This is a genomic window from Enterococcus sp. LJL120, assembly GCF_054871765.1.
This window is the reverse complement of the sequence record NZ_JBTXLV010000010.1, coordinates 67,652-82,153: the sequence shown is the minus strand read 5'-3', so window position 1 is coordinate 82,153 and position 14,502 is coordinate 67,652. Positions and strand designations below refer to the sequence as shown.

The window sequence follows — 14,502 nt, the reverse complement described above, 5'->3', positions numbered from 1 at the left end:
TCATGACGAAAGCTTCTTAATTCAGCGGCAGAATTTCGCTAAACTTAGCTTATCAACAAGAGATGAGGGAGCGAAAATGAAAACAATCGTCAAACTAAAGCAAGTGACTGTGACATTTAAAAAGAAAAAGGCCTTAGCCAATTTGGATTGCGAGCTATTCGCCGGCGAAGTCGTCGGGCTAGTTGGACCCAATGGCGCTGGCAAAACAACTTTGATGAAAACCATCTTAGGTCTGACGCCAACGAGTCAAGGTAGCATCACAGGCCAAGAACAAAAGATGGCCTCACTGATTGAACAACCTGGCCTTTATCCATTTATGACAGGCCTTGAGCATCTGGAATTATTTTCTGATCAGAGCCGTAGCCAATTGGAAATTGACCAGCTGATTCAGCTGCTAGACCTAACAGAATTTATCAATCAAAAAACGAAAGATTACTCACTTGGCATGAAGCAACGTTTAGGAATTGCCTTAGCGTTATTAAACAAACCGCAATTAGTGATTTTAGATGAGCCGATGAATGGACTCGATCCTTATTCAGTCAAACTTTTAAAAGAAGCCATTTTGATTTATCGCAAGGCTGGCATCAGCTTTTTGATTTCCAGTCACATTTTAAGTGAACTGGAACAAATCGTCGATCGTGTGCTTTTGGTAAAGGCCGGCGTGCTCGTCGAAAATGTCGAGCACCCAGAATTGTTGAATGATTTTGAAGAAGGCTTGTTAGCCAAATTAGCTTAAGGAGTGGATGACTATGACAACGACTATCAAACAAGAAGTATTCAAATTAACAAAGCAACAACTAATTATAAAACAAAGCCTTGCACTAACTCTTTTAATTATTGGCATGGCTCTTGTCACCAAATTTGGAAATTTTGAATTGCTGACAGCTGAAAACTTGGTCCCAACTTTATTTAACAGTAGTTGGTTGATTGTCTTTTCCATGGTTTATCTGGCCAGCCAAATCTTTTCGATGGAATTTCGTTTTGGAACAATCAAAAATATGCTGCAAAAAGATGGCAGTCGCTCAAAAATATTCTTCAGCAAATTTTTACTACTGGTAGGCTATTCCTTTTACCTAAACATTTTGGCAATGATTTTGACGGTAGCAATCAGTCTGGTTTTGTTCCCAGAAGTTTCATTGGAACAAAGCGCTATCTGGCAGACGCTACTGACAACAGTCGGTGCTGGTTTTGTCGGCATGTGGCTGTTTGCCAGCCTGTCTTTGATGATTTCATTAATCGTGCAAAATGAATCTTTGGCGGGAATGTTAGGACTGATTTCTTATTTCATGTCCTCTGTGCTGGCAGGTGTCCAATTCTTAGTATTGGATCAGGCCGCTTGGCTCAAATGGAATCCCTTCAATATGCTAAACTTGGCCAATCAATTAGCAGACAGCAGCTTGTCCCAGATGACTTTGTTATCCACTGGTCAACTGGTTATCGGAAATTTTGTCTACATCGCTCTTTTCATTTTAATTGCCAAAGTGGTCTTTCAGCGGAGAAAAATTTAAATAATATTGCTAAAAAATGGCTTTTCGTTTTTAATTAAAGTAATCAGCTGGAAAGGATGGCCTATGCAAAAATTTCACTTATTTCCAAAGGGCGAAACTGTCAGCTCCATTATCTGGATGCTCTTTCTCCTGATTCCAATTATGTCATTATTTCCATATGATACATTTCAACGGCAATTTGCCGGTGTTTTATTACTACTATTTGCTTGGTGCTACCGCAACACTTTATTCCGCGGAAAATATTTTTATTACTGGCTACTGCTGCAATATCTGATTGCTTGGTTTTATACTTTGAATTTAGGCTATGTCTATCTCTTTATGTTTCCTGCGTGGCAATTGGGCTTTTCCCCGCTACGCAAACAACAATTTTGGTTGTTTTATGTCGGTCAGCTGGCCCTAATGCTTTCCGGGATGCTTTTAGGTCCGTTGCAAAATCCGGCTTTCGGCGGCAATCAATTAATTATGAGCATTGCCTTTAGTTTATTTACCGCTGTGGCGCCACTGGCTGGTCAGGAATTTTATCAGCAACAGGAACAACGCAAACAGCTTTATCAAGCAAATAAACGGATGGAGTCTCTGATAAAAGGTGAAGAGCGCAACCGGATTGCCCGTGAGCTCCATGATTCCTTGGGCCAATCTTTATCAGTGATGACGATTAAACTGGATTTGACGCAAAAAATTCTCGCAAAAAAGCCCGACTTGGCGAAAGACGAGCTGAAGGAGGTGGAGCATTTATCCCGCTCCACTTTGAAAACTGTCCGAGAAATTGTTTCCGATATGCGCAGGCGCTCCATTCCAGAAGAAATGGTCGACATCAACCAAGCGCTGACTGCAGCTAAAATTATTTTAACCACAGAAAACGAAGAACTAGCTCAGTCACTAGGCAGCCATCAGCAAACGGAATTGAGTAGCATTTTACGGGAAGCCGTCACCAATATTATCCGCCATAGCAAAGCAACCTACTGCAAAATTATTTTTCAACAGGCAGATGAATGGCTGCAGATTAGCATCCAGGATAACGGCATCGGCGCCAAAAATTTAATTTCTGGAAATGGTCTGACAGGCATGCAGGAACGAGTCCAAAGTTTGCAGGGCACGCTGGTCATTCAAGATGACCACGGCACGCTATTAAGAATTTCCTTGCCGCTGGAATATGACAGCACGGAGGAATAAAAAAGTTTTTAGCCTATAAAAAATTTCCCACCATGTGCGAAGCATTCTCCTGTTTGAAGCTAGCGAAAATACTAGTTCGCAATTTAATTGCAAACTATTTTTTCATTTCTTACTGCATAGTAAATTAGTTTGCATTATAAAATTATTCGGAAAAATTGGAGGTTAAAGATGATTAAAGTATTGATTGCCGAGGACCAAGGTGTGCTCTCCTCCGCTTTGGCGATGATTTTAAATCTGGAGGAGGATATTGAGGTTGTGGGAACCGCCAAAGATGGCGTTGAAGCCAGCTTGCTGCTTGCCAAATATCAGCCGGATGTCCTGCTGACAGACATCGAGATGCCCCAGAAAACAGGATTAGATTTGGCGGCAGAATTGCAGGACAGTCCGATTAAGGTCATCATTTTAACCACCTTTGCCCGGGACGGCTATTTTGAAAAAGCCGTCGCTACTAAAGTCGCTGCTTATCTCTTAAAAGATACCCCCAGTGAAGAATTAATCGAGCATATTCGCTCAGCGATGGCCGGCAAAACTTTTTATGAGCCGAGCCTCATCACCGGCTATATGAACAATCAAAAAAATCCCTTGTCCCAAAAAGAGCAGGAAATTTTAGCTTTGATTTCCCAAGGCGCAACCTCTAAGGACATCGCCGGCCAGCTTTATTTATCCGATGGCACCATTCGCAATTATATTTCAGAAATTATCAGCAAACTAGGTGCTAAAAATCGCATTGACGCTGCCGCCAAAGCAAAGGAAAATGGCTGGCTCTAGATTTTTGATTTTCCTGTTGAGTAGTCTGCTTAATTGGGAAATAATTTTTCTATAGTTAACTTCTCGAGCATCGCTGTTCTTTGGTCAGCGGTGCTCTTTGTCATGCCACCAAAGCTGAGCCATTTTCTTTTTTTAATGCCCAATTGTTTAACCGTCGCTCCTAAAAAAACTTTTTTTATTGGATTACCGCAAACAAATTTTAAATACCACGTCGGTGATGTAGCCGTCGTGATAATTGTTAAGCTGGAAATATTATCTAACAGCCCTTTGACACCAGTCTTAGTGACTTGATAAGCAAATGTCATTTTCATGACTTTGTCGAAAAAGCCCTTCAGCATTGCCGGCAAATCATTCCACCAGATCGGTGTAATCAGTAAAATTTGATCCACCTGCCGAATCATCTGCTGATACTTGGTGACTAACGGATCGCAAGTCGCCCCTGTTTTGAACAGGCTCAATTCCTCAGTTGTATAGCTCGGATTAAATTGATCTTGATATAAATCAATCAACAGATACTCTTGCCCCGCAGCCTCTAAATCCACCAGCACTTTCTCTAAAACGGCATGATTAAAACTGCCCGCATAGGGATGACAATAAACGATTAGCTTTTTAGGCATCTTTCTCTCCTCCATCCAGTAAGTCCGACAAGGTTCGTTCAATTATTTCCGGCTGCACGATAAGCACACCACGGCTGGCTAACAATGAGTAGCCCTGTAAAAAGGCCCACAGTCGTGCGCTCAACGAGGACAAACTCTCCGCCAAATTAAATTCTCCACGGGCCTCCTCGACATACTTTAGAAACACCGTATAAAGTGTTTGTGATTGAGTATCGTTTGCCACTTGCTCACTATAGGGACTAAAAAATAGAAACTCCATCTGCAAAGGCTCTCTCGCTAATTTCTGAAATAAAAATCCAGACAACTGCCGCAAACCAGCCTTACCGCTATTTTCAGTAGGGAATTTTTTTTGATATTCCCGTAAAATTTCCTTCGCCAGCTCATCTAGCACCTGTTGAAACAAATCCACTTTGTTGGCAAAATGTTTATAAATATTGGCCGCTGAAATCCCACTAGCCTGCGCAACTTCCCGCAAAGAAATTTCCTGAAAACTCTTCTTTCGCAGAAGATAACCGGTCTGTTTTAAAATTCTTTCCTTCGTATCTGTTTTCCGCAAATCTTCCATAAAGGCCTCCCATAAAAAAGGTTAACGTTGTTATCGAAAAAACGATAACACCGTTAACCTAAATTTGTCAAATCGAAGAGAATCCCCCAACGAAAAATTTCCCCCACTTACTTTCTGCTATAATTAAATTTACTATTGAAAAGGACAAGCTTATGAACATAACTATCAAGGAAATAAATCATGGCCAAGTTGTCGGTTATCAGCTGACTCCCGAAGAAAAACTATCGATTGGTACTGTCATTATTTTTGGCGGTTCTGAAGGCAGCTGTCGCCTAGACTTAGCCAAAAAAATTTGCGAGAACGGCTATGAAGTATTAGCCCTTTATTATTTTGGCAGACCTGCTTTAGCCCCAACCTTAGACAATATCGATATCAGCTTTTTTTCACAAGTGCTGGATTTTTTAGGTCCACAGCGCCAAGCGCCCATCACGCTCCTCGGCCTTTCGAGAGGGGCCGAGTTGTGTCTAATTTTGTCTGCCTACTATCCTGAAATCAAGCAGCTAATCTTGATTTCCCCTAGCAACTACTTTTTTCCCGGCCAAGCTTTGCAGTCAGCTTGGGCTTACCAAGGCCAAGCCTTGCCTCATGTCCCCATGCCAAGAAGTTTTATTTTCAAAAATTATTTTAAAAGGAAACGTCCTAGCATCGCCATTTTTGAAGAACTACTTTCTCAAACCCATGCTTTAGAGCACTATCAAATTCCTGTCGAAAATTTTTCTGGTAAAATATTATTATTTTCCGGTGGGCTCGATCAGACCTGGCCTGCTTCTGCCATGGCTCAGAAAATTGCCAGCCGAGCGCAAGATGCTCAGCACCTTCATTATCCCCGTGCCGGGCATAGCTTTATCCATAACACTTATGATGGGCCTGATTGGGAAGCCGACCTCTTCGCCGACCACCAAAGCTGGCAGATTATGCAAAAATCTTTAGCCCAGTGGCATAGAACCAATTTGTGAGGGAAGAATTTGGACAAAGGTTGTAAAGCGATTTTGTTGATATCATAACAAGACTTGAATATTTTACTGATTAAAGCTGGGTAAGGATTCATTTAATAAATAAGTCTCCACTAAATCGTTCAACCCCATACAGGCGTGCTGTTTAATCTATTAGTATGATAGTGGTAATGTGATTTACAGCAAAATTATGGAAATTCTCCTAGCGAATTATGTTTCATAAACGGCTGTTTATGGCACGTTGTTTTTGAGAGAAGTTTTGGTAGAGGTTTTGCCTGAAATTTTGGCGAAATTTTGAGTTTTTTATTCTCTCCCAAAAACTATCGTTTTTGAAACGCAAGGAAAAACAAATAATCCACCAAGAATTGTCTTGGTGGAAAAAAATTTTACTTAGTTGATGAAATCCGTCGTTAGTGGACTAATCTTCGTTAATTTAGTGTGCTTCTTTGTCCAACAATAACCTGTGAATAATCGATAAATAAAACAAATTTTGGCTTAACTCTTGAAATAGTCACTTTCCTACGACTAGTCTTTGCTAATATTCATAATATCTTCGTCAGTCCGATTTCCATAAATTTTGAATTTCTTTAATTCAGTTTCAATTTTCTGGAACTCATCATCAGACAACTCAATATCAGTGGCTTTTTGATTTTCTACTATTCTTTCAGCACTTCTTGTACCAGGAATAGGTACAACAAAATTATACTTCTTTAGCATCCAAGCTAATGAAACTTGTGCTGTAGTTGCACTTTTTTCTACAGCAATTTGGTTCAGATAATCCAGTAATGGCTGATTCAAGGAAATGTTTTCATCTTTAAATCGTGTAATACCACGACGTATATCATCACCATAGTAATTTGTATTTTGTCGAACTTTGCCGGATAAAAATCCACTAGCTAAAGGTGCAAATGCAACAAATCCAATTCCTAATTCTTGACATAAAGGAATTACTTCATCCTCAAACATTCTTTCCATGATGGAATATTCACTTTGAATAGCTGTTAGTGGTGTAATTTCATGTCCTGTTTTTATATCTATGGCTTCTACTTGAGATAACCCCCAGCCACCTATTTGCTTTTCGGAAATTAATTTCCCCATCACTTCAGCTACCCATTCAACTGGAAAATCTTTATTTCTTCGATGTTCATAATACAAATCAATATAGTTTGTCTGTAGTCGTTCCATTGATTTTTTTAGATGTTTTCGAATATCTTCTTCAACTTCTTCTTTTGACATCTTTTTCCCGTTTGTTCGTATATTAAATTTGGTGGCAATCTGAACATTGGATCTATGTGCTTTTAGCGCTTTACCAAGTAATACTTCATTTTTACCTGATCCATAGCCTTCAGCTGTATCAAAAAAAGTATAGCCTGAATCTAGAGCAGCTTGTAGCAGCTTCAAGCTTTGATCTTCGTCGGGAATTTCACCATATCTGTGAGAAAGTCCCATAACTCCATATCCTATTTCTGAAACTCTTAATTGATTTAGCATTCTTGTTTTCAATAATTATTCCTACTCTCTTTTTTAAAATAACGTATTACTATTCAGTGAGTTTTCAGGGATTTTTTGAATAACATCCCAATGTTCAGCAATTTTCTCCCCTTCAAATCTAAAAATATCCATACCGACAATGCCTAAATCATCTGGGTTCATCTGGAATAAAATGTGAGTTATAACAAAATCACCGTCAGCAAACAAATGTTTAAAATCAACTGTTCTATTTGGAAATTCATTTTTTAGATCATTTACATGTTCTAGCAAACTATCTCTACCATCACCTGCCTGTGGATTGTGCTGAATATAGTCTTTTGTCATCAATTTTTCTGCTGTTTTTGCGTCACCTTTTAACATGACTTCATTATAAAACTCAATTATCTTTTTCTTGTTTTCCTCTTGTTGCTTACTTAAAGTTTCTACTTCTACCATTTTATATTATCTTCCTTTCGTCAAATCTACTTTTTTTAGTGCACAGCGATAACCATACGTTGTCATACAACGACCACAATGACGACAGTCGGATGGTAAATGATTTATTTCGTTCCACCGATTCGGTAAATTTGGTTCCCTTATCAGGGGTCGAGCCATTCCGAATATTTCTACGTCATATTCGTTAAGCATCAAATCCAAATCTTCATATCGCTTTAAGCCACCTGTTAAGATTAGTGGGATTTTCATTGCTCCCTGTAGCTCTAAAAATGTATAAGAAATTACTCCCTCATATTCAACTGAGTTCAATCCATTTGATTCTAAAAGTAAACAGAGTTTCATCAATTCAGTTGGTGGTAAATCAATTGAATTTAGCTTTATTGACACATGAAAATTGGGGTCAAATTCTTTTATCTCTCCGATAATTTCAATAAAAATTCTGCTTCGATTAAAAATATCACCTCCATACTCGTCTGTTCGTTTATTCATCGCCGGGTTTAAAAAACTACTTAAAACAAAATTATGAGTACCATGAAGTTGGATACCATCAAAACCTGCGGTCAACGCTCTTTTTGCTGCTGAAACAAATTTGGTTTTAACCTCCTTTATATCGTCTACGTCCATCTCATTAATTTCGACAGGAATATAAGTATTATTTCCAATCTTTCTTTGGTAAATCCCAAGAGCCAGTTGAGGCATAACTTTACAATTATATGAATGAATCATATTAACTAGCTCCTGATAATCATCCAATGGAGCCTCTTGATGCAATCGTAATAAACCAGTATTAAAATGGTCTACCTCAGCAACACTCGTAAAGCTAAGGAATATTAGTCCAACACCACCTTGAGCTAGTTCTTCATAGATGCCCATAAGATCGTTTGGTATACCGCCTTGTGATGTTGCTAGATTTTCTCCTGTTGCAGATCTAACTAATCGATTTTTTAACTCAATAGTATCCAAATCTATACTTTCAAAAATTTTCTTCATTTATGAGGCTCCTTTCCTATCAATAAACAATAATAATCACAAATGGGTAGTATTTGAAGTCTAAATAGGCGATAATTGCATAAGGTAAATACCTTATACCAAATCATATTGGAGGGACAAAAATGTATAATAATCAACTAGATGCTTTTATTATGGCAGCTGAACTTGGTAGCTTTTCTAAAGCAGCTAAAGCCCTTTATATCACACCATCCTCATTGATTCAGCAAATTAATATTTTAGAAAAAAGAATAGATGTTTTACTTTTTGAAAGGTCATCTAAGGGCGTCACCCTTACACCTGCCGGAATCTCATTGTTTGAAGACGCAAAGAACATCGTTCGTATGTCTAAAATGTCCATCGAACGTGCACAGAGTATTCAGTCTGATAGAGAATCCATAATTCGTGTTGCAACTTCATTTTTTACGAAGTGTCGTTATGTTACAGATATATGGAATCAAGCAATTGTACAAAATCCAAAATTAAAAATCGAACTCATTCCACAAACGGCTTTAAAGGAATTAACAAAAAACCCACTAGAAAATCTAGGGGTTAATTTTGATTTACAAGAAGGGGTTTACTTATCAGGTTTATATAAAAATAATGGGAATTTTTTTCAATTGTCATCAGCCAAAATGTGTATAGGGGTTCCTTCTCAACACAGACTATATAGCAATGAAATAATTAATTTTAGCGATTTAGAGAATGAAACAATTATTTTGTCTAGACAGGGTAATTCAGAATCATTCGATAAAGTAAGAAATCTCTTAATAGAAAATGTACCAACCATCAACCTCATAGATGTTGACTATTATGATATAGATATTTTTACGACCTGTGAGATAAATAATTTTCTTTTACTTTCTCTTGATGTTTGGGAGGATATTTATCCCACGGTGAAAACTATTAACCTCAATGTAGACATTACTATTCCATACGGAATTATATATAGTTTGGATTTAAACAATGAAGTATCTACTCTAATATCTACTGCCCAAGCCATGAAAAAAAATGGATTTTTTCTAAATCGTTAATTTTAGCTTTTTTTGATTTCAAACTGAAAAAGTATAATATTCCATTTATCAATTTATGTTTTCTCGCTTACTGAATTTTTCTTGTAGTTCCTAAAAATGTTAAAGATTATCTTTGTTGTTAAGTTTAAAATTTCTGTATCTCCATCTGAATTCCACAAGTTAAACCTAGTGGATTACCTTTATCTTTTAGTCCATTAAACCCTGAGTTTGTCTACTTCTACCTTAGACTGTATCTAGTTGCTTCAGATTAATTAAATTACACCTAGCTTTTTGCTGAAAATTTTATTTCACTAATTGTTCTTACTTACAAAATCAGTAATACCAGGCATCTATTATTTAGACCAATGAATCAAACGTCCTTTTCACAAGCAAACACCCGCCAAACGTTGGTCTGGCGGGCTAGTTTGTCTAATGGTCATTATGTGAACTTGACGTTAAATAACAAAATTATTTGTTCAATACTCATTCGAATATCCAGATTCTTCTTTTGATTAGTACCTGCTTTCGAAAGATGATAATCAATGATTCAACTCCACATAACATCATTCGTCAGTATTGGTGTTTTTACATTGAAAATACACACTAACACTCTCACAAATGACTTCGAAAAATTACTTCTGGTTGATAAGCAGTATTTACAACTTCTTGTTCAGACAGCATAAAATCAACTACGGCTTTACCAATTTTATTTAACTGAAAATCAAGAGAAGAAAATCCCATACTTTGGCTATATGGAGTGTTGCCCTCACCAACTAGTTGATAATCTTGCATATGATAGATATTTTGTTCCTGCAATGCTTTTGCAATTCCAGCTGCTATTTGATCTGCTGTTGTGTAAATAACTTGAGGCACTTGTCTTGTTCGAAAAAGTTGTTTAGCCCAAGTATAGCCGTCATCATAACTTTTCAATCCAATAAAATAATCTTGATTCTCCACCGGCGTTTCAAAGTATTCTTTGAAGACTTGAATTTTATTTCGAGAGCTTCTACTCAGTGTAGGCTCTCTCTCAATAGTAAAAATAACTTCTGACAAGTTCTTACTCTTTATTTCTCTAAAAACAGCTTGATAACCTGCTTTTCTATCAGGATATATCATTGGAATAGCTGAATCTTTGAGTTTTTCAACTGAGATTACTTTACCATAGTCTTTTAAATTGTTGAGTATTTTCTCTGGCGTATTCGTTGAAGTGAGAACCAGACCGTCAACAATTTTCTTCTTAAATAATTCAAAATAGGATTCCTCTGCTATGGTTTCATAATAAGTTGGTAAAAGCATTATACGATAATTTTTTTCTTTAGCATGGTGTAAGATCGAGTTGACCAATTCATCGTAGCAATAATCATTAACTGGTAAAATAATTCCCAACATATTGGTCTTACCGGTACTAAGATTAATCGCATTTCCATTGGGGATATAACCTAGCTGATCTGCAACGGTTCGAACTCTCTCTTGTAATTCAAGAGATACATATTTTTTGGAATTCAACACTCGAGATACCGTAGTTTTAGAAACTCCAGCAATTTTCGCAATATCTGAAATAGTGGGCATGGTTTTGTTTTCACTCCTTGACAAGAAACGCGTTCCAGCATTTATACTTACTTCATGATACCGATTTATTAAAGAAAAAGGAAGGTAATTGAGTATGGAAATTGAACACATTGGCCTTTGGGTAAAAGATTTAGAAAAAATGAAAAATTTTTATTGTGAGTATTTTAAAGCAAGTGCATCTGAACTTTACCATAATCCTAAAACAGGATTTCGCTCTTATTTTCTAAGCTTCTCAAACGGTGCTAGATTAGAAATCCAAAACAAATCCGGTTTATCCGAGTTAAATAATTTTGCTTATGGTTTTGCTCATCTAGCAATTAAAGTTGGCCCACCAGCCGTTGTGGATGAAATGGCAAAACAATTTCTATCAGATGGTTTTGAAATAACGAATGGACCCCGTTGGACTGGTGACGGTTATTACGAAGCTGTGGTAAGTGATCCCGAAGGGAACTTAATAGAGTTGACTGCATAAGCTCAACAAGTGTTAAGTTTTCAATATAGAATTATAGGTACCTTACTTAATATTTAAACTGCCAGAAACATAATAAGATTTGAAATGGTGTGATTAAAATAGAAAAAGACTTTGATTATGAACAAATGCTTGCAGGCGAACTTTATAATGCTTACGGGATTCTTCCTGAAAATAATTCATCCTTAGGTAAAAAATTAGCTCAAGAGATTAATTCTTTGCCTATCGGTAACTATGAAGAAATAGTAACTCTTGAAAAAAAATTATTTGGTAAAACCGGAGCTTCAATCTATGTCAATCCACCACTATATGTTGATTATGGACGACATATCGAAATTGGAAATAATTTTTATGCAAATATGGACTGTATTTTTCTAGATGTTAATAAAATTATCATCGGTGATAATGTATTAGTCGGTCCACGTGTCAGTTTCTATACAGCAGGACACCCGACTGACCCTGAAATTCGAGCAACGGATCTTGAATTTGGCTTACCCATAATCATCGAGGATAATGTTTGGATTGGTGGAAATTCAGTAATTTTACCTGGAATTACTATTGGCAAAAATTCAATCGTTGCTGGCGGCTCTGTAGTTACTAAAAATGTTCCAGCCGATTCTATTGTTGGTGGCAATCCGGCTAAATTTATCCGATTGATTGATCAACGAGATAAAGATAAATGGCAGAAAAAAATGTGTGAGTATAATTCAGGTAAAAATCAAAAATGAAGAAACAACAAATCTTAATGATCCGAAAAAGCTGTCCAGATTTTTTTGGCCAGCTTTTTACTTGGTATAACGTGATTTATGTGATCCTTCAGAAATCCATCTCATAAACTATCGTTTTTGATACACAAGAATAAACAAATAATCCACCAAGAATTGTCTTGGTGGATAGTAATTTTTATGAGTAGATGAAATCCGTCGTTAGTGGATTCAATTGAAGATAAATATTGACTGATTTCACTTTCATTTAGTCGCCTTACTTCACTATTTTGGAAAACTATATATTTCTCCATCCGAAATAAAGCATTCTTTTTCAAGGATATATAAATCAACAATATAGTCTAACTCTTCTAGCCTTTTCATTCTTTTGAAACCTAATTTTTTAAGTACTTTTACGGAGGCCGTATTATTTAGGTCAGAGGTTGCAAAATGGCTGATTTGGTTAAAGTGCTTGAACATATAGTCCAAAAAAGCTTTGCCAGCTTCTGTTGCATAACCACGCCCCCAGCTATCTTGACAATATCCGTAGAGAAATTCATAGTTATCACTACTTTTCATTCTTCTAACACCACAATAACCTAAGTATTTCCCTGAATTTTTTTCAATCACTGCAAGTTCAAGTTCGTCACTTTCATTGCCAGTTTCCAAATCATTTTGAAATTTCTTCTTTCTTTCCTCGTAGCTCAGTGTGGTTATACCACCTGTATATTTTTTTGCTATCGGGTCAATCATCATCTGCCAAAACCTTTCGTAATCTTCCAGTGCATGCTCTCTTAACAATAATCGCCCAGTTTCAATTTCCATACGATTCTCCATTTCTGTTAAACTATCCATTCTCAAGATAAATACATAATGTATTCGTTTCTATTTCTTATCACCATACTATTCAACCAATAATCAAGTGTCTTGCAAATTTAATTATAAATTTCTATTCTATCCCATTGAACAAATGCCATTTTTTCCTTCCAAAAAATTGGTGTTCTTCAATCATTATTGTAGCAAAGTAAAATTACCAGTTCCAGTAAACTTAAAAGGTAATAATTAACCAAACTTGACTACTGAATCCACTAAACCCTGAGTTTGTCTACTTCTACCTTAGATTGTATCTAACTGCACCAAATTAATTAAATTACACCTAGCTTTTTGCTGAAAATTTTATGTCACTAATTGTTCTTGCTTACAAAGTCAGTAATACCAAGCATCTATTATTTAGACCAATCAATCAAACGTCCTTTTTCACAAGCAAAAGCCCGCTAGACGTTGGTCAGGCGGGCTAGTTTATCTAATGGTCACTATGTGAACTAAGCACTCAATAACAAAATTTGGGATATGACTATCCGAAGAACTAATTATTGAGATAGCCAATAGCTTCACCAATTGCATGTCCCATAAGATAAAAAAATGCTAGAATGAAGCAGCATAGTCCAATTATTTTCAATACATTCACTGTTTTTTGAAGATGAACTAAATCCTGAGTATCCTTTTCAATTTTGTTCATGTATTCTTCGTCTCCTTTTAGCATAAAATCTAAGGATGTTTCGTAAAGATTGCTGACAAGAATTAGACTGTTAATGTCTGGCAAAGTTTTTCCAGTCTCCCAATTTGAAATAGTTTGCCTAGATACTTTAATGTTTCTTGCTACTTCTTCTTGAGAAAGATTTCGTTTTTCTCGCTGTAATTTCAATTTAGCTGCTAGTTCCATAAACAGCCCCCTTTTATTTATACCTATCATATATGACTTACAGCGTTATTTCAGCCAAATATCTTTATATATGATATCCAATGTATTTGACGTAAGTTAAAACATTAGCATTTTTACTCCGATTTTTTACTTTGTATAAGGAGTTTTATATCTACCACTTATCCTCGTCATCTAGTTGAAACTCTCCCATTAAAACGCCTTTTAAGTAAACTTCATAATCAGAATTAGTTTCTTCTTTTGGCATTTTTTCAAGGCATTTCCGAGCATAACATTTCATTTCTTCAAAGGTTAGGTTGTTTTTGTCCACTAAGCAAGCAATTTGAAATTGCAAGCCAATGTTAGTCATCTCCAACTCTCGTATACGTTTTTCTAAGTTATTCATAATCTAGAATCCTTTCATTTTTTTATATTCAAAATATATCACACTAACCTAATAATTAATTTACTTAATTTACTTTGCATAACGTGATTTATCTAACCTACAAAGAAAAGGCCACTAAGATAGACTAGTGGCCAAGGAGTAAAAA

The 14,502-nt window shown here is 36.4% G+C and carries 17 protein-coding genes; 8 read left to right on the top strand and 9 right to left on the bottom strand.

Annotated features, from left to right (window positions below):
- The first annotated feature begins 76 nt into the window (after positions 1–76).
- The 4 genes from ACYSNU_RS15860 (at position 77) to ACYSNU_RS15845 (ending at position 3,449) form a co-directional block, all read left to right on the top strand.
- A complete protein-coding gene (locus ACYSNU_RS15860) occupies positions 77–736 on the top strand; it encodes an ABC transporter ATP-binding protein (protein ID WP_461738145.1) in 660 nt (219 codons plus the stop codon).
- Positions 737–749: 13 nt separating this feature from the next.
- Positions 750–1,508, top strand: coding sequence for an ABC transporter permease (locus tag ACYSNU_RS15855; protein ID WP_461738144.1), 759 nt, complete (start codon positions 750–752; stop codon positions 1,506–1,508).
- A 63-nt stretch (positions 1,509–1,571) separates the two neighbouring features.
- The gene (locus ACYSNU_RS15850; protein ID WP_461738143.1) at positions 1,572–2,681 is read left to right on the top strand and encodes a sensor histidine kinase; all 1,110 of its coding nucleotides are present in this window, start codon (positions 1,572–1,574) and stop codon (positions 2,679–2,681) included.
- Between the two features lie 168 nt (positions 2,682–2,849).
- Entirely contained in the window at positions 2,850–3,449 is a 600-nt protein-coding gene (locus ACYSNU_RS15845) for a response regulator (RefSeq protein WP_461738142.1), read from the top strand.
- A 29-nt stretch (positions 3,450–3,478) separates the two neighbouring features.
- Here ACYSNU_RS15845 and ACYSNU_RS15840 read toward each other — a convergent pair whose 3' ends face one another.
- Together ACYSNU_RS15840 and ACYSNU_RS15835 are read right to left on the bottom strand one after the other, a co-directional pair.
- Positions 3,479–4,066 carry an NAD(P)H-dependent oxidoreductase gene (locus ACYSNU_RS15840; protein ID WP_461738141.1) on the bottom strand — a complete coding sequence of 196 codons (588 nt, stop codon included), beginning with the start codon at positions 4,064–4,066 and terminating at the stop codon, positions 3,479–3,481.
- The gene (locus ACYSNU_RS15835) at positions 4,059–4,631 is read right to left on the bottom strand and encodes a TetR/AcrR family transcriptional regulator (protein WP_461738140.1); all 573 of its coding nucleotides are present in this window, start codon (positions 4,629–4,631) and stop codon (positions 4,059–4,061) included. The genes ACYSNU_RS15840 and ACYSNU_RS15835 overlap by 8 nt, the downstream gene beginning before the upstream one ends.
- A gap of 152 nt (positions 4,632–4,783) precedes the next feature.
- Here ACYSNU_RS15835 and ACYSNU_RS15830 point away from each other — a divergent pair, with 152 nt between their 5' ends.
- Complete coding sequence (locus ACYSNU_RS15830; protein ID WP_461738139.1) at positions 4,784–5,587, top strand: acyl-CoA thioester hydrolase/BAAT C-terminal domain-containing protein; 804 nt, start codon at positions 4,784–4,786, stop codon at positions 5,585–5,587.
- A 522-nt stretch (positions 5,588–6,109) separates the two neighbouring features.
- On the opposite strand, the gene ACYSNU_RS15825 is transcribed toward ACYSNU_RS15830, so the two are convergent.
- Genes ACYSNU_RS15825 through ACYSNU_RS15815 form a run of 3 tightly spaced genes read right to left on the bottom strand, consistent with a single transcriptional unit; the run spans position 6,110 to position 8,500 of the window.
- On the bottom strand, positions 6,110–7,087 hold the full coding sequence (locus ACYSNU_RS15825; RefSeq protein ID WP_461738138.1) for an aldo/keto reductase: 978 nt from the start codon (positions 7,085–7,087) through the stop codon (positions 6,110–6,112).
- 21 nt (positions 7,088–7,108) lie between these two features.
- The gene (locus ACYSNU_RS15820) at positions 7,109–7,510 is read right to left on the bottom strand and encodes a nuclear transport factor 2 family protein (RefSeq protein WP_461738137.1); all 402 of its coding nucleotides are present in this window, start codon (positions 7,508–7,510) and stop codon (positions 7,109–7,111) included.
- A 6-nt stretch (positions 7,511–7,516) separates the two neighbouring features.
- Positions 7,517–8,500, bottom strand: coding sequence for an oxidoreductase (locus tag ACYSNU_RS15815; RefSeq protein WP_461738136.1), 984 nt, complete (start codon positions 8,498–8,500; stop codon positions 7,517–7,519).
- A gap of 122 nt (positions 8,501–8,622) precedes the next feature.
- On the opposite strand from ACYSNU_RS15815, the gene ACYSNU_RS15810 reads away from it, so the two are divergent.
- Complete coding sequence (locus ACYSNU_RS15810) at positions 8,623–9,531, top strand: LysR family transcriptional regulator (protein ID WP_461738135.1); 909 nt, start codon at positions 8,623–8,625, stop codon at positions 9,529–9,531.
- 591 nt (positions 9,532–10,122) lie between these two features.
- On the opposite strand, the gene ACYSNU_RS15805 is transcribed toward ACYSNU_RS15810, so the two are convergent.
- The gene (locus ACYSNU_RS15805) at positions 10,123–11,079 is read right to left on the bottom strand and encodes a LacI family DNA-binding transcriptional regulator (RefSeq protein WP_461738134.1); all 957 of its coding nucleotides are present in this window, start codon (positions 11,077–11,079) and stop codon (positions 10,123–10,125) included.
- A 94-nt stretch (positions 11,080–11,173) separates the two neighbouring features.
- On the opposite strand from ACYSNU_RS15805, the gene ACYSNU_RS15800 reads away from it, so the two are divergent.
- Both ACYSNU_RS15800 and ACYSNU_RS15795 read left to right on the top strand, forming a co-directional pair.
- Complete coding sequence (locus ACYSNU_RS15800) at positions 11,174–11,551, top strand: VOC family protein (protein WP_461738133.1); 378 nt, start codon at positions 11,174–11,176, stop codon at positions 11,549–11,551.
- Positions 11,552–11,649: 98 nt separating this feature from the next.
- The gene (locus ACYSNU_RS15795) at positions 11,650–12,276 is read left to right on the top strand and encodes a sugar O-acetyltransferase (RefSeq protein ID WP_461738188.1); all 627 of its coding nucleotides are present in this window, start codon (positions 11,650–11,652) and stop codon (positions 12,274–12,276) included.
- A gap of 261 nt (positions 12,277–12,537) precedes the next feature.
- Here ACYSNU_RS15795 and ACYSNU_RS15790 read toward each other — a convergent pair whose 3' ends face one another.
- The 3 genes from ACYSNU_RS15790 to ACYSNU_RS15780 all read right to left on the bottom strand — a co-directional run bounded on the left by ACYSNU_RS15790 (position 12,538) and on the right by ACYSNU_RS15780 (position 14,357).
- Entirely contained in the window at positions 12,538–13,077 is a 540-nt protein-coding gene (locus ACYSNU_RS15790) for a GNAT family N-acetyltransferase (RefSeq protein WP_461738132.1), read from the bottom strand.
- Between the two features lie 541 nt (positions 13,078–13,618).
- Positions 13,619–13,975, bottom strand: coding sequence for a helix-turn-helix domain-containing protein (locus ACYSNU_RS15785; RefSeq protein ID WP_461738131.1), 357 nt, complete (start codon positions 13,973–13,975; stop codon positions 13,619–13,621).
- A 151-nt stretch (positions 13,976–14,126) separates the two neighbouring features.
- Positions 14,127–14,357, bottom strand: a complete 231-nt coding sequence (locus tag ACYSNU_RS15780) for a hypothetical protein (protein ID WP_461738130.1) — start codon at positions 14,355–14,357, stop codon at positions 14,127–14,129.
- Positions 14,358–14,502 lie beyond the last annotated feature (145 nt).